Here is a 24,287-nt window from a genome sequence, read left to right on the forward strand (position 1 = left end):
CGGAACCGCATGATAGAAGATGCAGGGCGCGCCGTATCGGATGCGATCGCGCTGACGGAGCAGCAGCGCGGCGTGGTCGAGAGCGCGGCGACGGAACTGGTGGTGAACGCCTATGCCGGCACCGGCAAGACGACGACGCTGCGCGCCTATGCGGCGGCGCGGCCGCAGCAGCGCATGCTTTACCTGGCCTTCAACAAGGTGACGGCAAGCGAAGCCGCCGCCAGCTTCCCGCCCAATGTCGCCTGCCGCACGGTCCATTCGCTCGCTTATACCGCGGTCGGGCACCGGTACCGGCACAAGCTGGGGCCGCTGCGCGCCAGCGACATCATGCGCCTCTACCAGGGCGTAACCGCCGCGATGGCCGAACTGCTGGTGCAGACGATGGAAAGCTATCTCGTCTCGGCCGATGACAGCATAGAAATCGACCATGTGCCATCCGACCTGGCGCTGTCGGACCGCCAGCAGTTCGCGGCCGCCGCGCGCCGGCTCTGGAATGACATGCAGGCCGAGGACAAGAGCACGCCGCTGCCGCATGACGGCTACCTGAAGCTCTACCAGCTGGGCAGGCCGGTGCTGTGGCGGCGGCATGATGTGATCCTGCTCGACGAGGCGCAGGACACCAACCCGGTCACCGCAGACATCGTGCTGCGGCAGCGCTGCGGCAAGGTGCTGGTGGGCGACCGTCACCAGTCCATCTACGGTTTTCGCGGCAGCATCAATGCAATGGCGATGATGCCGCGTGCGGAGGCCCACTACCTGACGCGCTCGATGCGCTTTGGCGCGCCTGTCGCGCAGGCGGCGAACGTGCTGCTGCAGACGATGAAAGGGGAAACCCATGCGATCACGGGCATGGGCGCCATGTCGGCCACGCCTGGCCAGGTGGACCGTTCGCAGCCCTACGCGATCATCAGCCGCAGCAATGCGTCGGTGTTTGCGCAGGCGGTCAGGGCCATCAACCAGAGCAGGGTGCACTTCGTCGGCGGCGTGCAGAACTACCTGCTGGGCAAGCTGACCGACGTGCATCACATCTGGAGCGGCCGCAAGGACCTGGTGCAGGACGCGTTCTACCGGGACTTCGACGACATCGATACGCTGGCGCTGCACGGGCGCGAGACCGGCGACAAGGAAATCCTGTCGCTGGTCTCCGTCGTCAGGGAATACCGGGCCGCGCTGCCCGGCCTGATCGCCACGGTCACCGGCGCGGCCTGCGAGCGGGCAGCCGACGCCGATATCCTGCTGATGACGGCGCATCGCTCCAAGGGGCTGGAGTTCGACCAGGTGCTGCTGGACGACGACTTCCACGACCTGGTCGACAAGCAAGGCAAACCGAACAGGGGCGCGCTGGACGCCCAGGCCTTCGAGCAGGAAATCAACCTGCTGTATGTGGCAATGACACGCGCCAGGCGCGCGCTCGAACTCAACCGGCAATGCTTCGCGGTGCTCAATGCCGCGCAGCGCGCCGCAAAAAAATGAAAGCACAGGAAGGAATGCTTATGGAAGACATGACAGTGAGCGCGAGCGCTTACGATTTCAGCGCGGTGCGCTCGGCCATGCAGCGTTACGTGGACGCGGAGGTGCTGCCGGGCGTGTCGTATGCGGTGCTGGAAGGCCGCAAGCTGGTGGACCTGCAATGCGTCGGCTGGGCGGACCGGGAGCATGAAACGCCGTTGCGCGTCGATCACCTGTTCAGAGCCTTTTCCAATACCAAGCTCGTGACATCATGCGCGGCGCTGCTGCTGATGGAGGACGGCAAGCTGGGGCTGGACGACCCGATCGGCCCCTACATCCCGCAGCTTGCGCATCCGCGGGTGCTGAAGCCCGGCGCCACGTCGCTCGATGACACCGAGCCGGCCCGCGGGCCCATCACGGTGCGCCACCTGCTCACCCATAGCGCCGGCCTCAGCTACGGCCTGCTGGACCCCGGCAGCCTGATGTATACGGCCTATGTCGAGCGCAAGGTGCTCCATCCCGGCACGCCGCTGTCGCAGATGATGGATGTGCTTGCCGAAATGCCGCTGCTGTTTCATCCGGGCGCCTCGTGGGAGTACTCGGTGGCAAGCGACGTGCTGGCGCGCATCGTGGAAGTGGTCAGCGGCCAGCGTTTCGATCTCTTCCTGCGCGAACGCATCTTCTCGGTGCTGGGCATGGCCGACACCGGCTTCGTGCTGCCGGAAGGCGGAGGCGACCGGTTCACCGCCTATTACAAGGGCGCCGACGCGGTGAATCCGATGAAGCCTGGCCTGACGCGGATCGACCAATCGCCTTATCCGGAAGCCTACCTGAAGAGCGTTCCGCGGCTGTCGGGCGGCGGCGGCCTTGTTACTTCGCTGCCGGACATGGTTGCGCTGCTGCGCAGCCTGCTGCCCGGCGGACCCACCTTGCTCCGTCCCGAGACCATTGCGCTTGCGATGCGCAATCACCTGGCCGACGGCGTCACGCTGCGCTTTGCCGGCGGCAGCCTGGCCGGCAAGGTGCATGGCCTGCTGGGCGCGATCACCACCGCGCCCTCCGCGCTCGAACCGGCCGCTTCCGCCGGGGAAATGCAGTGGGGCGGCATTGCAGGCACGCACTGGTGGATCTCGCCGGAGGCGGGCCTGGCGGCAGTGCTGATGACGCAGCGCCAGATGGCCTTCTGGCACCCGTATGCATTCGACTTCAAGCGCCAGGTCTACCTGGCTGCCGGGCGCGCGGACTAGCGCGGCGGCTGCGAAACGGGTGCGGCCGGCAGCGGTCTGTACAATGATGGATGCGCTGCTGCGATCCGGGCCGGCGGCCCGGCCGATCAGGCGCCGCGGCGCAAGCCAGCTTTCGCGGCGCATGCAGAACGAAGCGCCCGCATCCGTGTCATACCAGTTCGATCGCACGCCAGCGATGCCATCATCTGCGGCGACAGCGGTCCGGCGCCCCTTACCAATTCCCTCGGAGAACTTTCAGATTGAGTGCAACCAGAACAAAACGCTGGAGCGGCGACATTGCTTCCCTGCCCGCGGAGTACATGAACAACGTGCTGGAGAAAATGGCCGCCTACGGCGACCGCGTGCAGTTTTCGCTGGTCAGCGGCGGCGCAGAGCCGAGCTACCAGGTCATTAACAACATGGGCAAGTCCATGGCCTTCGACCGTGAGCACCGCCTGCTGCAGGCCCAGGACGACCTTTTCGCCGCGGCAAACGCCACTGCGGTCCTTACGCTGGAGCAGATCAACGCCACGCGCTCGGGCTACGGCGCAAGCTCGCGCACCGCGTCGAAAGCGGGCCGCGTCGTCAAGAGCGCGTCGGGTCCGACCAAGACCGCAGCCGCACGGCTGGATGAGCAGGTCGCCGCTGCGCGCTATGCCTACTTCAAGGCCAATCGCGCCACCTTGCCGCCGCGCATCGCCGAGTACTCTGGTGAAATCGACCAGCTGCTGAAGAAAGGTAAGCCGGTCGAAGAAGCCTTCGACGAGGTGATCAAGAAGTACTTCTAGCCGGCGCCCTGTCCCCGGTGTAAGGCCCGCTGCGTGCGGGCCTTTTGCATTAAAGGACGATTCCCGGCGACACAGCCCTGTCTGGCCGTCATTGGCTCCGGCAGTCGCGCGCATCCTGCGACCTGCGCCCCGGCCAGGGAATGCGCGTCAGGACTTCTGCATGCTGTTGACCGCGGCGAAGGCCAGCAGGTCGGAGTCCGTCGGTTCGGGCCACTGCTGCGCGGCGAACCACATGCTGAAGGCCGAGCGGGCGACCGCGGTGGCCAGGCCGCGCGACAGGTTCAGGCCCTTGGCTGCCGCGCTCTGCTTGAACTTGAACAGCCAGTCGCTCTGGTCGGTGGATGCCATTTCGTTGTACAGGCCCAGCGCTTCCTTGGCGCGGTCCGCCAGGAACCGTTCGCGTATCGCGTTGACCGACGCTTCGACGCTCGGCTTCGTCTCGATCTTCTGGATATTCTTCCTGGCGATGTCGATGCTCGATGCATAGCCGTCGCGCAATGCCTGCTTGAAGTAGCCAGCCGGCGAACCGATGACGCCGGCCCTGGTGTTCTTCACGCGGCTTTCCGTCAGGTCCAGCGTCGCGCGCAGCTTGCCGTCCTCCGTGGTGGCAAGCACATTGCACGCGTCTTCCTGCGACAGGCCAAGCGTCATCATCCGCTGCACCAGCTCGCCGTCGATGATGGGCGGCGCAGACAGCGCAAGCGACTCCTGCTGCGCCGGCGTGACCCGGAATTGCAGGCTGCCGATCCGGCGGCCCTGCTTGTGTTCGATCAGCTCGACGTTGATGTCGGTGACCATGTTGATCTCGCTTATCGCGTATTTCAGCACATCGCGCTTGAAATACTTGTATTCGGGAATCGTGTCGCTGACCGGGTTGCCCGTCAGCGCGCCGTACCACCACGACCATTCGGCTCTGTTGGTCAGCTTGGACGGGTTGGTCGCGTAGCGCCGGCAGATCTCGTACAGCGCCAGGCTCGCGCCGGAGCGCAGCAGCGCCTGGTAATAGACGGAAAGCTTGGTATAGGAGCCGGGCGCCATCACCATGCTCTCGACTTCCGGAGGGAAGGCAAAGCCGAACCACAGCATGCCGCCCTGTTTCTTCAGCCCGCGCGGGTTGACCAGCTTGACCGACGAAACCAGGCGCTCGCTGGTCCACTGGATCGCATCCTCGGAAAAAATGCGGATGTTCTGCAGTTCCTGCACCTGCTCCTTGAACAGTTCGGTGTCGCGGCTGTCGTAGGCAGCGTCCCGCGCCAGTTCAGCGAGCGGGATCCAGTAGTAGTTCCTGGCGGCTTCGGTATCGATCGGCGCATTCTCACCCTTGTTGCGGATACGCTGCGCGTGATACACCATCACGTTGAAGATCTTGCGGGACAACAGCGACAAACGCCCTTCGGATACGCGCAGGCCGATCGCTTCATTCGTCTTGCGAAACTCCTTGAGTTCCGTGGTGCCACCTGCAGCCGTTTTCACGGCTTTCTTTTTTGCGGTCATGATTGTCGAAGGTGAGAGTCGGCCCACTTCGCAGGCTCACCGTCAGGATGGTGCCCGAAAAGTGAAAGGAACGCAATCACCGACCTCGCCCGTTCCATGCATCGCGCCCCAGAGCGCCATTCCCCGGAAAGTCTCACCTCAAGGCGTGCGGCTACCCGTATCCACTCACCCAAGTCCCTGCCCTACCTCACCCTCGACACCCGCGTACCCTGTGCAGTCTCACCAGTGCCCCTGTATAAGCTCACCGAGATACCCGTAAAGTCTCACCTCAATCGCTGAGAACCCTTGCTGGCATTGGGTTTTCGCGGATTCAATGTTTACAAGGTTTTAAGGTGTTTACTGCTTAAGCTCTCAAAGAAGCCTTTCCGGTGCCGGATATCAAAACCTTATCCACCGCCAGTAATACAGCCGCGTCTGGGACCGCAGTAAGGATGTTTGCCGTAAGGAAAGCCTTCAGAGCAAATGGCAATCCCTGTTTAGTCTCACCTTAGATTATTGATGACCCCTTCCCTCCCCTCGAAGAGCAGTTGATCCGCACCCTGGAGCCGGATACTTAATATTTACGGTGAAGCAGTTCCCGTAAAAGCTCACCTTTACTGTAAAGCAAGCTCTTCCAGCGGATCGGTGAGTGAATACAGGGACCGGAACGAACCTGGGTGCCCGTAGAAGCTCACCTGAGTGCCTGGACAGGATGGTTGATGGTGCTCGTACCCGTTGGCACGATGTGATTGGTGAGGTTTTACGGGGATAGACCCGAGTTTCATCCCTGTAGAAGCTCACCTGAAGCCCCTTTCTAGAGGCTGGTCTCTGTTGAGGCTCACCTTAGGATGCCTGGACCGTGTTGGCCGCTACCTTTTCCCTGGACGCGTTCTGATTCATTGGGAATTTCTGTCGCACTGCCCCCTCCTCACGGCAGGATGCAATGCCAGGCGACACTTACCAACCATTCGATTCCCGTAGAAGCTCACCATTCGCTGGCCTGCTAGCGCTTGAAGGACAAGCGGTTCCCGTAGAAGCTCACCTTACGACTACCCAGGAGCGCGTTTGCGGCGCATTTCCTGTTTCATCCTCTTTGCTGGCATAGACTACGGTCGTTTTGATCTCCTGAAGCGGCCAGGACGGATCACGGTGCCTATAACCGGCTAAGCGCCTTTTTACGGTCCCTGTTCCGTCTCACCTTTCGCGCCATCCGGCTACCTGACGGCTATGCTGTGCGCGCTGATAGTCGCTAGATTGGTAGGAAATTTCACGAATATTCTGGTTTAACCTACCAAATTGATTGACACACTGATTGGCCGCTCTCAGAATGGCGCCTTGATTGGTGGGCTTTATGGGAGCAGGTATGCGATCGACATTCGCGATGCTGGACGATGTGGTTTACCGGCTGAAAGCGGCAGCGGCGCTTTTACATATTTCCGAAAATACCTTGCGCAATCATTTGCGCGACAGCGGGATGGAAATTCAGCGCGCGAACAAGAAGAATCCGGCATCGCCCGCGGTGCGCCTCTTCACGATCGCGGACGTCTTTGCCCTGGCCCGTTGGCGTCGCGACCAGGAACTGGTCAAACCGCTCTCTTCCGAGCCCATCGTCATTGCCGTCGACCTGATCAAGGGTGGCGTTGGGAAATCGACGACCGCCGGAGAATTGGGCATACAGCTTTCCCTGCTCGGTTACCGGGTGCTGATGATCGACCTGGACGTTCAATCCAACCTGACGCAATTGATGGGTTATGAAAGCGACCTGACGATCGATGAAGCCGTCCAGAATGATCTGGACGAGGATGCAATCGTTACCGGCACGTTCGCAACGATCTGCGGGCAGTATATGGAGAGCAAAAGCGGACGCGGCACCCGGATGGCGGACGTGTCAGCCGTTATTAAGTATCCTTTCAGCAAGAACGGCCCGGCGCTGATCCCTTCCGATACCTTCCTTGGCGACCTCGAGCAGGCGTTCACTTATGCAAAAGGAAATCGCGAACTGGTATTCCGGAATCTATTCAAGGATGCCGCTGCCGGGAATGTCCCCGGCCTTGCCATTTCTGATTACGATTTTGTGATCTTTGATTGTCCGCCTTCGATTTCTTTTTCATCGACAAACGCAATTGCCGCGGCCGACCTCGTTATCGCGCCGATCAGGATGGATTCATTTGCGGTGAAAGGACTTTCGCGCCTGGTCTCGGAAATTAACGGGCTGTCGGAACGGTCGCCGGAAGTCCGTCCGCAACTGCTGATTCTCCCGACGCATTATTCGACGAATATCACCCGCGTATCACGGATGCAGCAGCAGCTTCAGGCCTACAAGACGAATCTGTCGCCAACCGTCATTTCCACGAGCGAGCTTTTCCCGAAGACGCAGGAGAATTACCTGCCGCTTACACTGCAGATGCCAACCGCGGCGCCAGTCAGCGAATACCGTTTATTCACCGAGTTCCTGTTGTCGGTAGTTACCCGAAATCAGAAGAAGACCAGGACAACGAAAGCGGAGGCCGCCTGATGAAGCAAAGACTCGCCCCACGTATGCCACTGGCGTCGCTGAAGGCCTACGATGCGCAGCCAGAAGACATCGCTTCCCCGAGCGGCGCGGCAGCCCCGGTGGAGGACGCAGCGCCATCAGCCGATGTGCAGGCAGGCAGCTTGCCAGCACCGCAATCGAACGCTGTCGGCCAGGATATTGCGATTGAATTAATCGATAAAAGTCCGCATCAGCCACGCCTGATATTCGATCCGGAAGCGATCGACACGCTCGCCAGTTCGATCGAGGAATCGGGGCTGATTTCACCGATTACCGTGCGCCCACTTGAAAACGGCCGTTACGAGTTGATCGGGGGCGAACGACGGTTGCGTGCACATCAGATCCTTGGACGAAAAGCGATTCCCGCGTTTGTCATTCCCAACATTACGGCAACCGACGCGGCAATCGGCGCATTGGCCGACAACGATGCAAAAAGGTCGCTTTGCGACTACGAACGCGGAAAAGCCTACAAGCGTGCGCTCGAAATGCAAACCGAGACAGGCAAGCCGATTACGCAGGGTTCGCTCGCGAAACGTATTGGCGTTTCCGACGCGACCGTAAGCAGATGCCTCGCGTTTTTCGACCTCCCCCCGGACGCGCTCGATCTCCTGGATGCAAAGCCCAATCTCATTGGCGCAAAAAATGCTGCGATCCTGGCCACGCTGGCGAAGCGGGGACATGGTCGAATCGTGCTGCAGGCTTTGAAGAAAATCGGCCAGGACGGCGCATCGGAACAGGGGGGGGTAAACTGGGCAACGGCAGAAGTCAACAAGATCAGCAAGTCGGCGCGGGAAGCCGTCGCACTGAATTTCGGCGGTCGGCATATCGGCGATGTGGTCGCGGACGGTAGCCGTGTAGTCATCAGCTGCAAGAATGGATTTAGCCCAGATGAACTGATTAGCAAGTTGCAGGAATTGCTAAAATAGCAATAATTTTCGGATCCGTGGCGGAAATTTTTCACGGTGAAAAATTGGGCGCTCTGCATAGTTACGTGTGTAGGTGGGCGCTGCTTATCAGTTGTGTTGAAACGGAAAACGGAGCTTTCAAAGGTAACTGAGGTCTATGAGTTATGTCACGCCAGGTTAAACGCACTTCTTTTGCGAGGGGAATAGCCGGGCAACGTGCTTTAAATGCTTGGCTATTCCCCTACGGTGTTCTTGTAGCGAACCATGACAGGCGCCAAGCAGTTTGAAGGATAAGAATTCTCTTTGATGCCTGGCCCTCTAGATTCGTAACGTCGAAAGGGGCAGACGTCGAACAACGGCCTTCTGCGGCTGATCGACTAGGCTGAAGTTGTGTATTGCAACGCGTTGGCTCTACAAAGATTTCCGTAGGTTCCTTTTTCAACCGACAAGCTCTGCAATGATGCAATTAAAGGCTAAGATCATTCCCGATTTTCTATGCCAGAGCTGCTAACTTGAATGGGTATGAAGGACGCTACGAGTAACTCGCGGCGAATGACATCATCCAAACGGTGTTGTAACGTGCCCCTATAAACGAACACTTTGGGACGCGTTTCTAAGCTTATTAAAAACAATAACAAACAGGTGCTGGATACCCTACCCCCAGGATGTCACTCGAAAACACGCGGCCCTGAGAGTCAAGGACTAGCCATCCCGAATTAACGATGAAGATATTTTGTGCGCCTTAGTCGCCGGTCGATGGAACGCTTGCATGGCCTCCGTTCAATGGCTTCTGATATCCTCGCCGTCTGGAATATATGACGCCGCGAATTAGGTTGTTAGATTGTTTGAGACAGAACCATTACTGGGAGATGATCGTAAATTAGGTCAATGCTTATGGCAGCGCCCTGTGGCCCGGTGCTTAGTCGGTTGCACGCGATAAACCAGACCATCCATTACGGTCAGTATTGACTAAGGGGACACTTCGTAACCAAGCGCTTCGTCTTAAACTATTGGCCTGCGCTGGCCAGCTTTACCCAATTGGCTGATATGTGGCTGGGTCTGGTCTAGAATATTTAGCCATGTCCAATCTTGGCTGGGGAGCACAGCCGTGTATTTAGGGTCGCAGGGAAGCTCTGGGACAGGGCAAAGTGTCGCGCCGATGTAAGTGCTGGCGAAGTATGATCCGCATTACGCCGCTTTAATAGTCAATGTTTGCGACGGAAGCGTCTAATTGAAGCGGACCGGACATGCGTAGTCGTCGAACGTTGCTCGGAAAATTTTCTCGATGCGTGAAGCGTACCTGAATGAACTTCAGTGCATGACAGCGAGCGGCAATAAATGAACGCTCATGTCGGCCGACGCTTTTTCTGGATCCAGCTTGTTTCTCAGGAAGTAATCGTGTGAAGCTTGGTAATCGACCCTAGCTCCGGCATTTACTTAACATATCGATACTCCTGGTCCGTTCCAATCCTCTCCTGGTTTGCTCCTATGCAGATCTCTTCGCAAATTCCAGCCCATTCGTGCTTGCGCCAGGATTTCGTCCTGATAGGTTCCTGTTGAAGCTCACCTTTCGCGAAAGCACCCGATCTTGGCCTGCTTTGAATTTGTCTCACTTAGATGCGCCATAAAAATCCAATCTTCCACTTGCGAGCCGCCTAATCCAGAAAACCGAGCCGTAAAATATCGCAGCCAATCATACGGCGACTGAATGTGTGACGTCGTCGCGGAATTGGCGGCGAAATCAATAACGGTCTATGAACTTCACTTCAAGTAGAACGGGATGACATCTGTGGATTGTCCAGCCAGAAAATCAACAACCATTAAAAGCGACGTGGAAGGGGAAGGGGAGCGCGCTTTTCCAGATCTATAAAACGGTACAACGACGTCAACAATGCTTACCGTATAACTCGACCTGAGGATTTTTCACCGTGAAAAATTCCATGGTTCGAAGTTGGCAATCGATCCTTGATGCAAGAATGTAATAAAGCACTTCACTATGACTTACTGACAAGATATCCATCAGTCTCTAATTAGAATGCGAAAGGTGAGACTTAGCAGGGATTGGAAAATAGCTAGCTGAAAAAGGTAAGCTGGCTGTTCCAATAGTTTAACCATCAGACTCAGTAGGCTTAAGCGTTTTTCCACGATACATCGCCCAGCACCGCAAAAAGCGAGCACCTTTAACCCACTGATACTTCAGCGTTTTCTTCGAAAAATGGCTGCTGTCGAATACTAGCGGCGATTTTCAGACATAAAAATCGATATATTGATAATAGGGATTATCAAGCACCGATTTATGTTTTGGGTAACGGCGAAGATGTTGGGCCATCCATAAGCAGGGAACAGTTCAGCAACCACGTAGGCGAGCACGCGATAGTCGTCGAAAAGATGGCGAAAAGCTATCGAAGCGCAGTTGAAAAGCCGTCGCTTAGTCGGTGGGCACTCCACTCCTCGCACCCCATACCCCACACCGGTGCCCGGACTCCGGACTCCGGCTTCGGGCTTCGGTCACTGGTCACTGGTCACTGGTCACTGGCCACTGGATCCATCCGAACGTATCCAGCACCCTTCCCGCTGTAACGCATCTGCTTACCTCGTCGCCTCAATCCGAAACATTCCCGATACATTCCGCCGCTAAGATCCGAGGCATCTTCCGGACTTTTCACATCGCAACCCGCCACCGCTTGCCGGGAAGCTGGCGATGCCAACCACGCAATGACCTTGAACACAGAACTGGGACCAGAACAGGCGTGCCGCCGATGCGGCGAATTCTGGCCGGCCGACGCGGAATTCTTTATTACGTGCAAGGGCCGTCTTCAAACACTTTGCCGCGCCTGCAACTCCCGCGAGCGCGTGACGACGCCCCGCGCGGCCGAACTGGAGGCGATCTGGCATGCGGCGGCTTTGACACGACCTCGGCAGCGGCGCGCCAATGCGGCTTAGCAAAAAGGGCAGGTCCCTGATGGATCGCGCAAATGCTGCGACAATGGCGTCCCGTCAGGCGTTCTCGCAGCAATGCCGGCACGCCACGCCTTATGCCTATGAAGTCTTCGCTCAATCTCAATCCGGAACAACGTCGCACCGCCGTCGGCATCGGCTGTTCGCTGCTGCTTCACGCCTTGCTGTTGCTGCTGTTCCGGTCCCACATGCCTGTGCCGACGGAGTCCACCGGCAGCGAAAGCCGGCAGCCATTGGTGGTTGAACTGAACCGCCAGCCGCTGGGTGCCAAAACTGCGCCGCCGCCTGCCGCAGCGCCAGTCCCGGCGCCCACGCCTGCGCCGCAATCAAGGCCGCAGCCGGCTCCGCCACCGCCCGTTGCAAAGCAGAAGCCGAAGCCGGACAGGCCGGTCGTGAAACGGGAGCCAGCGCGCCGAACCCCGGCGGTGCGCCCGGATGCTGCTCCGCGGAGGCCATCGGAGACGCCGCGCATCCCATCCGAGCCGCCGGTCCTGGCCGCTCCCGAAAAGGCCCCTCCCGCAACGGATATGTCGGAGATGATAGCCGCATCCCGCGCGCGGCGACGCGCGCAGGGGATCCCGTCCCCGGATGACATGCAGCGTGACGAGACGGCGCAGCCGCAGGGAGATGAAGTCGCCCGTGCCAACGTTGCCCGCAGCATTGCCCAGGCCCGTGGCCGAAGCGGCGCCGGAGGAGTTTTCCAGATCACGCAAAAGGGCACACGCGAGGCATCCTTCCTGTTCCGCGGCTGGGACAATGACAGCCGCGCCGGACTGCGTGAAATGGTGCAGGTGGATGCGGGTCCCAATGGCAATGTCGAGGACGCGATCGTGCGCAAGATGATAGAAATTATCCGCAAGTATCAGCCCGCCGATTTCAACTGGAACTCGAAGCGCCTCGGCCGCGTCGTGACCTTGTCGGCGCGACGCGAAGACAATGCCGGGCTTGAGGATTTCCTGAAAAAGGAGTTTTTCTAGTTGGCCCGTAGGGGCGGCCTGTCGCGGAAGAGTGCCCGGCGAACGCGCATGCAGCGTATCGGGCCGGGATGCCGCAGCGGTGCTCGGCAGGGACGACGTGTAAAACGGGTCGTCCGTCCTCAACCGGCGCTAGACCATTCCGCCTGGTTATTCATATGGAGCAGCATGCATAAATTTCGCCAATTCTTCACCTCCGGCGTGGCATTCACCTTCCTGGTAGTCGGGACCACCGGCGTGATTTTCCAATTCTTCTTCAAGACAAAGCTGCTTGAAGAAATCCATGGCTGGCTGGGCGTGGCCATGGTCGCTGCGGCGGCATTCCACATCTTCCAGAACTGGCGCCCGCTGAAAAGACATCTGCAGGACAAGCGGGTCTACCTGCTGCTGATACCGGTGCTGGTGCTGGTCGCGTTCTTCACATTCGCAGCCCAGGAAAAAGGGCAGGGCGTCAGTCCGAAGGCCATCGTGCGCAAGCTCGCGCAGGCAAATGCCGCGGATGTCGCCAGGACGCTGGGCCAGGATGTCGACCGGGTCTACGCATCGATGAAAGCGGATGGCCTGACAGTGCGGGGCGCGTCGGCGACGGTGCAGGACCTGGCACGGGACAACGGGAAAACTCCTGAAGCCATCTTGAACTACTTCATGAAATAGACGGCATCAAATCGGCGGCACCAAACCCGCAGCACCAAACCTGCAGCACCAAATCGGCAGCGCAAAGCCCGCATACACCCGGCGCGGGTCTTTTTGCTAATCTGTGCGCTCTCCATCACGGTCTGCATGGAATAAACCGCGACGATAAAAACCAAGGACAACGGATGAGCCGCCTGACTGCGAAAGATTTCCACCCTGAATTGCTGGAGCTTTACGACTATTACGCGCATGGAAAAATCAGCCGGCGCGACTTCCTCGACCGCGCCGGCCGCTATGCCGTCGGCGGCCTCACCGCAGGCGCCATCCTCGCGTCGCTCAGCCCGAATTATGCGCTGGCCGCGCAGGTCGCCCTGAACGATCCGGACATCGCCGCCGAATACATCAGCTATCCGTCGCCCAATGGACATGGGACCGTGCGGGCCTACCTGGTGCGGCCGGCGGCAGTTGCCGGTCCGGTTCCGGGCGTGGTGGTCGTGCATGAAAACCGCGGGCTGAATCCCTACATCGAAGACGTTGCACGGCGCGTGGCCAAGGCCGGCCTCGTCGCGCTTGCGCCGGACGGCCTCAGCTCGGTCGGCGGCTATCCGGGCAATGACGAGGCGGGCCTGAAACTGCAGCAGCAGGTCGATGCCGGCAAGCTGATGAACGACTTTTTCGCCGGCATCGAATTCCTGATGCGCCACAAGGCGACGACCGGCAAGGTCGGCATTACCGGCTTCTGCTACGGCGGCGGCGTGGCAAACGCCGCAGCGGTTGCCTATCCCGAGCTGGGCGCGGCCGTGCCCTTCTATGGACGCCAGCCGAGGCCCGAGGATGTGCCGCGCATCAGGGCGCCGCTGCTGCTGCACTACGCGGAACTCGATACCCGCATCAATGAAGGCTGGCCCGCCTATGAGAGCGCGCTGAAAGCAGCGGGCAAGACCTACGAAGCGCATGTCTATCCAGGCGTCAACCACGGTTTTCACAACGATACCACGCCGCGTTACGACGAGGCCGCGGCGAAGCTGGCGTGGGACAGGACGATAGCCTGGTTCAGGCGGCACCTGGGCCGGCCGCACGCCTAGCGCTTCCGCGCCACCGGGCGCGGGCCCTGGCTATCGTGGGATGCGCCGCGCAGCGGCGGCGCAAACGTGGCGGAATGGCTGCCGCGCATTGGCCGTATGCCGCCGCGATCGAAGGATCTGTTGCATCGTGGCGGGGCCGTACAAGGCAGCCGTCGCAGCGGCTGCCTCGCCATCGCCGGCCACGCCTCGATCAGTTAGCGTCGCGAAGGTAGCCGACCTTGGACGGGTCGCGCATCCGGATGCAGACGATGAAGGCAATCGCGCACATCGCCGTCACATACCAGTAGAAACTGGTCTCGATGCCGGCCGACTTCAGCCACAGCGCGACGTATTCCGCCGAGCCGCCAAAGATTGCATTGCCCAGTGCGTAGGAGAAGCCGACGCCGAGCGCGCGGATTTCGGGCGGGAACATTTCCGCCTTGATCAGGCCGCTGATGGATGTATAGAAGCTGACGATGGCCAGGGCCGCCACGACCAGCCCAAAGGCCGCATAGGGGCTGGTCACGCCGCCCAGCGCATGCAGGATGGGCACCGTGCACAGCGTCGCGAGTCCGCCGAACCACAGCATCGACGTACGCCTGCCGATGCGGTCCGACAGGGCGCCGAACAGCGGCTGCATCAGCATGTAGACAAACAGCGCGCAGGTCATGACCAGGCTGGCGGTCTTCGCATTCATGCCCGCGGTGTTCACCAGGTACTTCTGCATATAGGTGGTGAACGTATAGAAAATCAGCGATCCGCCGGCGGTGAACGCGACGACCGTCATGAATGCGCCCTTGTGCAGCATCAGGCCGGCGAAAGTGCCTGCTTCCTTGCGGCCGCGGCTTTCAGCGGTCGAGGTTTCGGACAGCGTGCGGCGCAGGTAGAGCGCGACCAGCGCGGCCAGCGCGCCCATCACGAACGGTATGCGCCAGCCCCAGTCACGCAGCTGCTCGGTCGTCAGCAGCTGCTGCAGCACGACCAGCACCAGCACGGCAAGCAGTTGCCCGCCGATCAGCGTCACGTACTGGAAGGACGCAAAGAAGCCGCGCCGGCCCTTCAGCGCGACCTCGCTCATGTAGGTCGCGCTGGTGCCGTATTCGCCGCCGACCGACAGGCCCTGCAGCAGCCGGGCCAGCAGCAGCAGGGCCGGGGCCAGCGCGCCGATGGTGGCGTAGGTGGGCAGGCAGGCGATCAGCAGCGAACCGCCGCACATCATGAAGACCGAGATCAGCATCGCGGTCTTGCGTCCGCGCTTGTCGGCGATGCGGCCGAACATCCAGCCGCCGATAGGCCGCATCAGGAAGCCGGCGGCAAAGACGCCGGCAGTGTTGAGCAACTGCGTGGTGGGATTGTCCGACGGAAAAAACGCGTGGGCAAAGTAAAGCGACGTAAATGAGTAAATATAGAAATCGAACCACTCGACGAGATTGCCGGATGAGGCGGCGACGATGGCGTAGATGCGGCTGCGGTCGTCTGCGGCCTGGTCGACGGTTGCTGTGCTTGGGGAAGTCATATCTTGAACGGGAGGATTTTGCATGTGGAATTTTACAAACAGAAAGCATGGTCCCTATTGAGTGGTTCGTGCCCGGGGGTACATTCGGCAGCGGCGGCGGGCGAGATTCCTGTGGGAAAGCGGCATGGTATTTGCACCAAGTTCCGCAACCCGGCAGCTGCCGGGACCATGCCTCCACTATGCACGGCAAACGCGCATGATGTACCTTCATGACGCAAGCGCTGCCAGAACCACGCACCGAATGCACCACGCCCAGGCGCGGTCCACACAGGAGTCAGCACGATGAACAGCATCAGCAGCAGGACCATTTCGGAACACCTTTGCACCCTGGCCACCCTGCTGGAAGCCGAAGCCCTGCGCGCCAAGGCTTTCGGCGCAGCCAACACGAAGGAGCTGTCCCGCCAGGCCGGCGAGGTGCGCACGATGGCAAACCAGTTATGGGACGCCAACCTTGCCGTGCCCCTGACGGGCCGCATCCGCGCGGAGGCCAGGGGCATATCGGCGCGACCGGACGCAGTGGCGGACCTGGAGGCGCTTGGCCTGGCCCGTAGCGTTGCCGCAATGGTGATCTAGCAGGCCGCGGCAGCCGGCCGCGCATTGCCATAGAATGCCCGACACAGGGGCGTCGCCATGATGGCGGCGCCATCGTGTTCCCGGGCCCTTCATGACCTTTGCTTTCTGGCTGTCGCTGGCCGCCTTCATTGCCGTTGCCTTCTCGTCGCTGGAGGTGGCGCTGGGCTGGCGCCGCATACGCCACCTGAAGGATGTCGCCGTGCCGTCCGGCGCCCTGCAGCCGCGGGTGTCGCTGATCGTGTCCGCGCTCGACGAGGCCGCGACCGTCGAACCGGCGCTGCGCTCGCTGCTGGCGATCGACTATCCCGATCTCGAGATCATCGTCATCAACGACCGTTCGACCGACGGCACGCCCGGCATCATCGAGCGGGTGGCGGCGGGCGAGCAGCGCATGCGGGTGGTCCATGTGAACGAACTGCCGGCCGGCTGGCTGGGCAAGAACCATGCGCTGCACCGTGGCGCCGCCATTGCGAGCGGCGACTACCTGCTGTTCACCGATGCCGACGCGGTGTTCGCGCCGAGCGCCGTGTCCCGCGCGGTCGCCTACTGCACTGCGCATGCGGTCGACCACCTGACGCTGTTCTTCGACCTGCAGGCCCGCAGCGGCCTGCTGCGGCTGATGGTCGTCAGCTTCGGCGCCGCCTTCATGGCCCGGTTCAAGCCGTGGAAGGTCGCGGTCTCAGCGCGGCACTTCGTCGGCGTCGGCGGTTTCAACCTGCTGCGCCGCAGCGCCTACGAAGGCACGGGAGGCCATGCCGCGATGCCCCTGGCGGTGCTGGACGACATGGAGCTGGGCCGGCGCATCAAGACGCACGGCTATACCCAGCATGTACTGTCGGGCGTCGAAATGGTCTCGATCGAGTGGTACCGCAGCACGCCGGACCTGGTGCGCGGCCTGGAAAAGAACGTGTTTTCCGGCTTTGACTATCGGCTGGGCACGCTGGCCGGCGTCACGCTGCTGATGCTGGCCGTCCGGGTCTGGCCGTGGCTTGCGCTGCTGGTCACGGGCGGCGCGGCCTGGTGGATCAACCTGGCGACCGTCTGCGCGACGCTGGCGCTGTATGTCGACCTGCTGCATGCGCGCCAATGGCGCCTGCGCTGCCTGGTCTTCGCGCCCGTCGTGCCGCTGATGGAAATCGCCATCTGGTGGCGCGCCTGCCTGCTTGCCGTATTCCGCGGCGGCATCGCATGGCGCGGCACGCATTACCGGCTGTCCGAACTCAAGCGGGCGCACGGCGGACTGAGCGCGCGCAAGCGCTGCGACAGCGCGGGACCGGGTTAGGGACGATAGCGGCTACCCTGCGCGTGGATACCGGCGACGCATGTCCGCGCCATGCATTGATTGGAATGGCCTGATGCGGCTGAAAGTATTCCGGCAGGAGAACGCAGCCCGTGTTGTCCTGTCTAAATTTTTAATGCGCGGACACGCCAGTTTCCGCATGCCATTTCAACCACCGGAGGTTTCATGTCAGATCTGACCAATTCAAATCCAACGCCGCCGCCAGAGTCGCAGGCGAAAATCGACAAGGCCGAGGAAGAGAGCAAGAAGCTCGATTCGTCGACCCGCACGAACGACTCGACGATCGACCCGGACAAGCCTGAGGAAGATGTGTTGAAGGGGTATCACGGCGGGTAGCCGGTAACGTGGCGTCCTGCGGCAGCGCAGGACCCCCATTTCATCGCCGCGCCAGCGCACGGCCCGAATGCGGGGATGTGGCCGGCGCGGCGGTACATCGAACAACCGCCCGGGCATGCTGAATGACTGCTGCCGGGCGACCGCTCCCGAGCAGGTCAGGCGGGAACGACGGGCGTAGCCGGAATAAGCCGTTTCTCTTCCCGGCTACTAGCGCCGCTTCAACCCTGATGCGGCTTTACTTCTTGCCTGAGCCGGACTTCTTGCCGCCGCCGGAGATCTTGTTCTCGGTCGCCCATGCGCGCCGTTCCGCTTCCTTCTCCGGTACGCCGCGCTTCTCATAGCCTTCCTCGATATGCTCGGCCTGCCGCTTCTGCTTGTCGGTGTACGCTGATTTATCGCCCTGGGGCATGATCTTCTCCTTTCACTCGTCGCTCGGTAATCCAGTCAAGAAATCAATCGATCGATCAATCGATTGATGCGTCAACCATCAGGCTGGCTGCATCTTGGAGCAGCTTTCCGCGCAGGCCCGGCAGGCTTTCGCGCATGCAGCCATTTCGCCGTCCGGGTCCTCGTGCTCTTCGCACAGCGCGGCGCACGCCCTGGCGATCTCGGCGCATTCGCCCGCCAGGTGCGCATGGTGGGGCGAGCGCCGGACCATGAAGTCGGCATGGGTCAGGCAGATCTGCGCACAGTCGAGCAGCGCCACCAGGTGCTTTGCCTCGCTATGCACATGGCCGCCATGCAGCACGTGCGCGGCGGTTTCGGTGCACATCCTGTGACAGGCCATGCAGTTTTCGAGACATTGCTCCATCTCGGGACTGAGCTTTTGTGATGCCATTGATGCCTCCTTGTTTCGTTGGACTGCCTTGTTTTATCGTGCGTTCCGTCATCTGCAGGAGATGCCGATTGAGCAAGGTTAGCGGCGTCGACACGCGTGTCAAGCCGGGTGGCAGGCGGGGTACGATACGCACAAGCTTTGCGCGCATCCCGGCCCGCGAGCCAACCTTGCGCTGTGGTGAACGGGAAGGAATCCGGCATTCAGGCGGCGAGCAGCATGCCCGCCGCGCCGGCGACAACCAGGCTGGCGCCCCATACGTGGTCGAGGTCCAGCCAGGCGAGCCGCAGGAAGCGCAGGCCCAGGTAGCGGTAGACCAGCAGGGCCATCGCGATGCCCGCCACCAGCGCAGCCAGGCTGTGCACCGCGGCAACCGCCACCGCGGTGCCCAGGTTGGCACGTGCGAGGAATGCCATCACCGCGGCATGGCCGGCGTCTTCCGGCGCGGGTGCGTCGACCGGCGCCGCGCACAGGCCGAGCATGAACGGCACCAGCATCAGGCCCGCGCCATGCGCGGTCGCCATCACGAAGGACCACAGCGCAAGCCGGCGCGGCGGTATGCGGGCCATCGCCCGGGGATGCCGGCGGCTGACCAGCCTGAACAGCCCGAACAGCAGCACGGCCGCGCCCGAGACCAGCCGGATCGCGCGGTTCCATTCCATGTACCAGCCGAGCATGGCGAAGGGCGCGAGCACCACGGCCATCGCCGCGAAATGCCCGCCGCCCAGCGGCAGCATGGTGGCCAGCAGCGAGCCGGCGCGCCTATCCGTCATGCCGTTCGCGACCGCGAGCGGCCATCCCATCGCCGGGTTCAGGCCGTGGTACAGCCCGAGCGCGACGACGGTCAGCCAGAGCGCCGCGGCATTGCTCAAGCCGACGGATAGCAGAATGAATCGGTCGAACAGTCGCCGCCCTGCAGGCGGATCTGGTGCGCGCCGTAATCCGATCCGAAGTCGACGAAATAGTTCGGGTCCAGCGTGATGCCACCCTGCGCGCCGACATGGCACATCACCTGCGCGCCCGGCACGCCGTCGGGATAGAACTGCTGGTCCCAGGTGCTGTAGAGCGAGTTGGTGAAATAGACGCGCTTGCCGTCGCGGCTGATCTCGGTCATCTGCGGCCCGCCGCCGAAGGGCTTGCCGCCCGGATGCGCCGCATGCTGCGCAATGCCGCCGATGCGCACGCTGCCGGCCAGCGCCGGCTTCATCGGGTCGGTGACATCGTATTGCCGCAGCTCGCCGGTGCCCCAGCAGGCGACGTAGAGGAAGCGGTCGTCGAGCGACAGGTCGATGTCGCTGATCAGCGGCGGCACGGCGCCGAAGCCTTTCAGCAGCGCCGGAAGCTGCCCGGCATCGGCCGGTTCCGGCGGGATGGTCGCCGTCTTCTTCGCATGGAAGGTGCCGTTCTCGCGGTACCAGGTCCAGATCGAGCCTTCGAGGTTGGTGGTGTCGACGACCACGCCCAGGAAGCCGTACTCCTTGGTCGGGTCATGCGCCGGACGCACTTCGAGCGCCATCTGGTGATTGGCGCCGAGGTCGATGGTCTGCAGGTGCGTGCGCTCGCGCAGGTTCCAGAAGTGCAGCGCATGGCCATACTTGTTGGCGAGCAGGTCCTCGGCCACGATGCCGTTCTCGAACTGCGGCGGCAGGCCCCATTCGCTCGACACCATGTAGTCGCGCGGCAGGTTCCACCAGAAGTCGTAATGCAGCTTCTGCGGCCCGCGGTCGATTTCCCACCGGCCCAGGATCTCGAAGCTCTCGCAGTCCATGATGAAGACGCCCGGCGGCCCCTGCGTGCCGTCCGCGCCGCCGCCGCCCAGCGTGCTGATGTAGATGCCTTCCGGCCCGCAGTGGACTGTGTGCGGCCGCGAGTAGCCGGTCTTGCGCATCACTTCCTCCGGCTCGATGGTTTTCACCAGCTTGGGCGCACGCGGGTCGGGCTGGGTGTCGACGATGTAGATGCGTGACGAGCGGATGCCGGGGATGACCAGGTAGCGGCGCTGCACGAAGGCATGGCCGGACATCGGGGAAAGCGCCGAGCTGCAGGCGTTCCAGCCGAAGTGATGGAATTCATCGCCGGTGCAGGGCATGTCCAGCCGGTTGATCACGGTGCCGTAGGCGGCGCTCTGCGGATCGACATCGATCACCGCGAGCGCGTCGGGACGTGAGCGGTCCGGCGACAGCAGCACGGTGTAGGCGATATGTTCGGGTTCTGCTTCCATCGCCAATTGCGCGGACGGATGGAACGTGGGATCGGGACGCATCGATTGCAGCATGATTTTCCTCTTCCAGTTGAAGGGCAGAAATGCCGGGAGGGACGAGGTCAGGCCAGGACGGCCGGGCATCCAGTACCCTGCGCGCCGTCCTTTGCGATGTCAATCGGTGCGCTTGTGCTTGTTGGCGCAGATCAGAGGATGCCCGCGCACGGCATGCCGCGTTCAGGGCGGCGAGAGTGGCGCGGAAGCGGACGATGCCTGCGGGGAAACGGCGCCTGCCGCCGTGGCCTGGCCCAGGCCGCCGAAGCGTTCATAAAAATAGGGGGCGGCTTCCGCGGCATTCGCGTCTTCGCGCCGCAGCGCGGCCAGCAGCCATTCCTCCGCCGGGCCGCAGACCTTGCGGTAGATGTCGCGGCAGAGCGCGTAGCTCGCATTGCCGGGCCAGTCGCCGGGCAGCAGGCTGGACGGCAGTTTGGGGTCATGCAGCTGCACCCGGCGGAACGCATGGATCAGCAGCGTGCGTATCCGGAAAGCCTGCTCCGGGCTGACCGCGCCGCCGTCGACGATGCGCGCAAGCGGCGCGAAGCGCTCGATGAAGCGCAGGTAGCCGTCGCGCACCTCGTCGAGCGCCCAGGCTTCGCCGACCGCCTCGCGCAGCGGCTTGCCGCCCGCGCCGGGCAGGTCGCGCGCAGTGACCACGAACAGCTGCTCCTGCAGGCCGAAGCGCTCCAGCAGGCCGGGAATCGCGTCCTCGTCCGGCGCCGGATGCGCATAGACGCCCGGCGCCATCATGCCGAAGCCTTCCCAGGCGAGCTGCTTGCGAAACAGCGTTCTCTCCGACGGCGCGATGTCGGCATGGGTCGCCAGCAGCAGCACCCACTGGCCGTCCCAGGCCGGCTCCAGCGGCGCATAGACCCGCCGGTAGGCCTTGCCGAAGCGCTTCAGCGCGTCATCCGTGATCGAATAGGCGCTGCGCCTGCCATTGCGCGCCGCTGCCAGCCAGCCTTCCTCGGTCAGCCGGAACACGCTGGTGCGGACCAGCCGGTCGCTCACGCCGAACGGGGCCATCAGTTCGATCAGGCTGCCCAGCCAGATCGTGCCGCCGTGCGGCGCGATGGCGTCGCCGAACAGCGTCATCAGCAGCGACTTGGCGCGCGGCGGCTCGGCGTTTTTCTGCGCCGCTATCCAGGCTGCGGCAGTGGCTTTCTCGGTCATCGTTCTGGCTTTCCATGCCGCGGGCAGGGCGTTTTGCGGTCCGGCGAATGATACAGGCCGGGCAGGCCAGCGTCCTGAAAGCGATACAAAAATAAACGTTGATTTCCAGGATCAGTATCATATACTGCATCCGGTAGCGAAACGAGGCGCCCCAAAGCGCCGACACCGGAGAACAGCTATGTATGCACAGATGGTCGACACCGGCCTCAAGCAGGTGCAGGGCCGCGAAGACCTCAGTCCCGAGGAACGGGCGTTCCAGCAGCGCATCGACGAAGGCGTCAAGATCGAGGCCAAGGACTGGATGCCCGACGCCTACCGCAAGACGCTGATCCGCCAGATCTCGCAGCATGCGCACTCGGAAATCGTCGGCCAGCTTCCGGAGGGCAACTGGGTGACCCGGGCGCCGACGCTCAAGCGCAAGGCCATCCTGCTGGCCAAGATCCAGGACGAGGCCGGCCACGGGCTCTACCTGTACAGCGCCGCCGAGACGCTGGGCGTGTCCCGCGACGAACTGCTGGCGGCGCTGCATTCGGGCAAGGCCAAGTATTCCAGCATCTTCAATTACCCGACGCTGTCGTGGGCCGACATGGGCGCGATCGGCTGGCTGGTCGACGGCTCGGCCATCATCAACCAGATCCCGCTGTGCCGCTGCTCCTACGGCCCCTATGCCCGCGCGATGATCCGGGTCTGCAAGGAAGAATCGTTCCATGCGCGCCAGGGCTACGACATCATGATGTCGCTGTGCAAAGGCACGCCCGAGCAGAAGCAAATGGCGCAGGATGCGCTGAACCGCTGGTGGTGGCCGTCGCTGATGATGTTCGGGCCGTCCGACGCCGAGTCGGTCAACAGCGCGCAGTCGGCGCAATGGCGCATCAAGCTGTTTTCCAATGACGAGCTGCGCCAGAAAATGGTCGACCAGACCGTGCCGCAGGCCGACTACCTCGGGTTGTCCATTCCCGACCCGGACCTGAAGTTCAACGAGGAAACCGGGCACTACGAGTTCGGCGAGATCGACTGGTCGGAGTTCTACGAGGTGCTGAAGGGAAACGGCCCGTGCAACCGCGAACGGCTGCGCACCCGCGTCCAGGCCTATGACAACGGCGCCTGGTTCCGCGACGCGCTGGTTGCCCATGCCGACAAGCAGAAGCAGCGCAGCGCCGACGCCCCGCGCGCCGCCTGAACCGGTTTCCGACAAAGACATTGCGAGGAGCATGCCATGAGCAAGGAATGGCCCCTGTGGGAAATCTTCATACGCAGCCAGCACGGCCTCGCGCACAAGCACGTGGGCAGCCTGCATGCGCCCGACGCCGCGATGGCGATCAACAATGCGCGCGACGTCTACACCCGGCGCAATGAAGGCGTCAGCATCTGGGCGGTGCGGGCCTCCGACATCGTCGCCAGCAGCCCGGGCGACAAGGCCGCGCTGTTCGAGCCGGCCAACAGCAAGGTCTACCGGCACCCGACATTCTTCCCGATGCCGGAAGAAGTGAAGAACCTGTGAGCCAGCGCATGCGGAACCGGGTGGAGATGGACATGGACGAGCGGAAGTTCGCATTCCTGACGCGGATGGGCGACAGCGCGCTGATCCTCAGCCAGCAGCTGTGCAAGTTGTGCGGCAAGGGCCCGGCGCTGGAGGAGGACATGGCGCTGGCCAACGTCGCGCTCGACCTGATCGGCCAGGCCAGGCTATGGCTTCAGCACGCGGCCGAGGTGCAGGGCGCGGGCGGCGACGAGGACCGGCTCGCCTTCCTGCGTGACGTGCACCAGTTCCGCAACTTCCTGCTGGTCGAGCAGCCCAACGGCAGCTATGCCGACACGCTGATGCGCCAGTTCTTCTTCGACACCTGGCATTACTTCCGGCTGCAGGCGCTGTCGCAGTCCACCGATGCGCGCATCGCCGAGATCGCTCAGAAGTCGATCAAGGAGGTGACCTATCACGTGCGCCGCACCGGCGACCTGATCGTGCGCCTGGGCGACGGCACCGAGGAAAGCCACGCCAGGGTGCAGGCCGCGGCCAATGAACTCTGGATGTACACCGGCGAAATGTTCGAGGCCGACCAGGTGGAGCTGGCAGAAGCCGCCGCTTGCGGCGTCGCGCCGGCGTCCGGACTGCGCCAGCCTTGGCTGGACCATGTCGGACAGGTGTTCGCGGAAGCCACGCTGACGATGCCGTCGCCGGACGCCTGGATGCAGAAGGGCGGCCTGCAGGGAAGGCACACCGAGCAGCTGGGCTATATCCTGGCCGAGATGCAGTTCCTGCAGCGCGCGTATCCCGCGGCGCAGTGGTAGGGGCC

22 protein-coding genes are annotated in these 24,287 nt (G+C 62.1%); 15 read left to right on the forward strand and 7 right to left on the reverse strand.

Annotated features, from left to right (window positions below; translation table 11 throughout):
• The first annotated feature begins 9 nt into the window (after positions 1–9).
• The 3 genes from QOL82_RS26165 to QOL82_RS26175 all read left to right on the forward strand — a co-directional run bounded on the left by QOL82_RS26165 (position 10) and on the right by QOL82_RS26175 (position 3,463).
• Positions 10–1,473 carry a UvrD-helicase domain-containing protein gene (locus QOL82_RS26165; protein ID WP_283445259.1) on the forward strand — a complete coding sequence of 488 codons (1,464 nt, stop codon included), beginning with the start codon at positions 10–12 and terminating at the stop codon, positions 1,471–1,473.
• Between the two features lie 20 nt (positions 1,474–1,493).
• A complete protein-coding gene (locus tag QOL82_RS26170; protein ID WP_283445260.1) occupies positions 1,494–2,696 on the forward strand; it encodes a serine hydrolase domain-containing protein in 1,203 nt (400 codons plus the stop codon).
• Positions 2,697–2,935: 239 nt separating this feature from the next.
• A complete protein-coding gene (locus QOL82_RS26175) occupies positions 2,936–3,463 on the forward strand; it encodes a hypothetical protein (RefSeq protein WP_283445261.1) in 528 nt (175 codons plus the stop codon).
• Positions 3,464–3,610: 147 nt separating this feature from the next.
• Here QOL82_RS26175 and QOL82_RS26180 read toward each other — a convergent pair whose 3' ends face one another.
• Positions 3,611–4,957: a replication initiation protein gene (locus QOL82_RS26180; RefSeq protein WP_283445262.1), complete on the reverse strand. Its 1,347-nt coding sequence runs from the start codon at positions 4,955–4,957 to the stop codon at positions 3,611–3,613.
• Between the two features lie 1,342 nt (positions 4,958–6,299).
• Between QOL82_RS26180 and QOL82_RS26185 the strand changes: the two genes are divergently transcribed.
• From QOL82_RS26185 to yghX, 6 genes are all read left to right on the forward strand, one after another.
• Positions 6,300–7,451: a ParA family protein gene (locus QOL82_RS26185; RefSeq protein ID WP_283445263.1), complete on the forward strand. Its 1,152-nt coding sequence runs from the start codon at positions 6,300–6,302 to the stop codon at positions 7,449–7,451.
• On the forward strand, positions 7,451–8,395 hold the full coding sequence (locus QOL82_RS26190) for a ParB/RepB/Spo0J family partition protein (protein ID WP_283445264.1): 945 nt from the start codon (positions 7,451–7,453) through the stop codon (positions 8,393–8,395). Before QOL82_RS26185 ends, QOL82_RS26190 begins: the two co-directional genes overlap by 1 nt.
• Positions 8,396–11,095: 2,700 nt before the next feature.
• A complete protein-coding gene (locus QOL82_RS26195; RefSeq protein WP_283445265.1) occupies positions 11,096–11,317 on the forward strand; it encodes a hypothetical protein in 222 nt (73 codons plus the stop codon).
• A gap of 98 nt (positions 11,318–11,415) precedes the next feature.
• Entirely contained in the window at positions 11,416–12,309 is an 894-nt protein-coding gene (locus QOL82_RS26200) for a hypothetical protein (RefSeq protein WP_283445266.1), read from the forward strand.
• Positions 12,310–12,474: 165 nt separating this feature from the next.
• Positions 12,475–12,960 (forward strand): DUF4405 domain-containing protein, encoded by a 486-nt coding sequence (locus QOL82_RS26205; protein WP_283445267.1) that lies wholly within the window; start codon positions 12,475–12,477, stop codon positions 12,958–12,960.
• 164 nt (positions 12,961–13,124) lie between these two features.
• Positions 13,125–14,024, forward strand: a complete 900-nt coding sequence (yghX, locus tag QOL82_RS26210) for a YghX family hydrolase (protein ID WP_283445268.1) — start codon at positions 13,125–13,127, stop codon at positions 14,022–14,024.
• Positions 14,025–14,214: 190 nt separating this feature from the next.
• On the opposite strand, the gene QOL82_RS26215 is transcribed toward yghX, so the two are convergent.
• Positions 14,215–15,519 (reverse strand): MFS family transporter, encoded by a 1,305-nt coding sequence (locus tag QOL82_RS26215; protein WP_283445269.1) that lies wholly within the window; start codon positions 15,517–15,519, stop codon positions 14,215–14,217.
• Positions 15,520–15,801: 282 nt separating this feature from the next.
• Here QOL82_RS26215 and QOL82_RS26220 point away from each other — a divergent pair, with 282 nt between their 5' ends.
• The 3 genes from QOL82_RS26220 (at position 15,802) to QOL82_RS26230 (ending at position 17,728) form a co-directional block, all read left to right on the forward strand.
• The gene (locus QOL82_RS26220; protein WP_283445270.1) at positions 15,802–16,092 is read left to right on the forward strand and encodes a hypothetical protein; all 291 of its coding nucleotides are present in this window, start codon (positions 15,802–15,804) and stop codon (positions 16,090–16,092) included.
• A gap of 91 nt (positions 16,093–16,183) precedes the next feature.
• Positions 16,184–17,374, forward strand: a complete 1,191-nt coding sequence (locus QOL82_RS26225) for a glycosyltransferase family 2 protein (protein WP_283445271.1) — start codon at positions 16,184–16,186, stop codon at positions 17,372–17,374.
• Between the two features lie 183 nt (positions 17,375–17,557).
• On the forward strand, positions 17,558–17,728 hold the full coding sequence (locus tag QOL82_RS26230; RefSeq protein WP_283445272.1) for a hypothetical protein: 171 nt from the start codon (positions 17,558–17,560) through the stop codon (positions 17,726–17,728).
• A 235-nt stretch (positions 17,729–17,963) separates the two neighbouring features.
• Here the strand turns inward: QOL82_RS26230 and QOL82_RS26235 are convergent, their stop codons facing one another.
• The 5 genes from QOL82_RS26235 to paaX all read right to left on the reverse strand — a co-directional run bounded on the left by QOL82_RS26235 (position 17,964) and on the right by paaX (position 21,993).
• Positions 17,964–18,137 (reverse strand): hypothetical protein, encoded by a 174-nt coding sequence (locus tag QOL82_RS26235; RefSeq protein WP_283445273.1) that lies wholly within the window; start codon positions 18,135–18,137, stop codon positions 17,964–17,966.
• Positions 18,138–18,215: 78 nt separating this feature from the next.
• Positions 18,216–18,566: a four-helix bundle copper-binding protein gene (locus QOL82_RS26240; protein WP_283445274.1), complete on the reverse strand. Its 351-nt coding sequence runs from the start codon at positions 18,564–18,566 to the stop codon at positions 18,216–18,218.
• 200 nt (positions 18,567–18,766) lie between these two features.
• Positions 18,767–19,435 carry a hypothetical protein gene (locus QOL82_RS26245; protein ID WP_283445275.1) on the reverse strand — a complete coding sequence of 223 codons (669 nt, stop codon included), beginning with the start codon at positions 19,433–19,435 and terminating at the stop codon, positions 18,767–18,769.
• A complete protein-coding gene (locus QOL82_RS26250) occupies positions 19,432–20,838 on the reverse strand; it encodes a selenium-binding protein SBP56-related protein (protein WP_283445276.1) in 1,407 nt (468 codons plus the stop codon). Before QOL82_RS26250 ends, QOL82_RS26245 begins: the two co-directional genes overlap by 4 nt.
• A gap of 162 nt (positions 20,839–21,000) precedes the next feature.
• Positions 21,001–21,993, reverse strand: coding sequence for a phenylacetic acid degradation operon negative regulatory protein PaaX (gene paaX, locus QOL82_RS26255; protein ID WP_283445277.1), 993 nt, complete (start codon positions 21,991–21,993; stop codon positions 21,001–21,003).
• A 178-nt stretch (positions 21,994–22,171) separates the two neighbouring features.
• On the opposite strand from paaX, the gene paaA reads away from it, so the two are divergent.
• Genes paaA through paaC form a run of 3 tightly spaced genes read left to right on the forward strand, consistent with a single transcriptional unit; the run spans position 22,172 to position 24,282 of the window.
• Complete coding sequence (gene paaA, locus QOL82_RS26260) at positions 22,172–23,173, forward strand: 1,2-phenylacetyl-CoA epoxidase subunit PaaA (RefSeq protein ID WP_283445278.1); 1,002 nt, start codon at positions 22,172–22,174, stop codon at positions 23,171–23,173.
• A 36-nt stretch (positions 23,174–23,209) separates the two neighbouring features.
• Positions 23,210–23,494, forward strand: coding sequence for a 1,2-phenylacetyl-CoA epoxidase subunit PaaB (gene paaB / locus QOL82_RS26265; RefSeq protein ID WP_283445279.1), 285 nt, complete (start codon positions 23,210–23,212; stop codon positions 23,492–23,494).
• Between the two features lie 32 nt (positions 23,495–23,526).
• Positions 23,527–24,282 (forward strand): 1,2-phenylacetyl-CoA epoxidase subunit PaaC, encoded by a 756-nt coding sequence (paaC, locus tag QOL82_RS26270; protein WP_283445294.1) that lies wholly within the window; start codon positions 23,527–23,529, stop codon positions 24,280–24,282.
• Positions 24,283–24,287: the final 5 nt, after the last annotated feature.

This window comes from Noviherbaspirillum suwonense (assembly GCF_900182955.1).
GTDB classification, from domain to species: Bacteria; Pseudomonadota; Gammaproteobacteria; order Burkholderiales; family Burkholderiaceae_D; genus Noviherbaspirillum_A; species Noviherbaspirillum_A suwonense.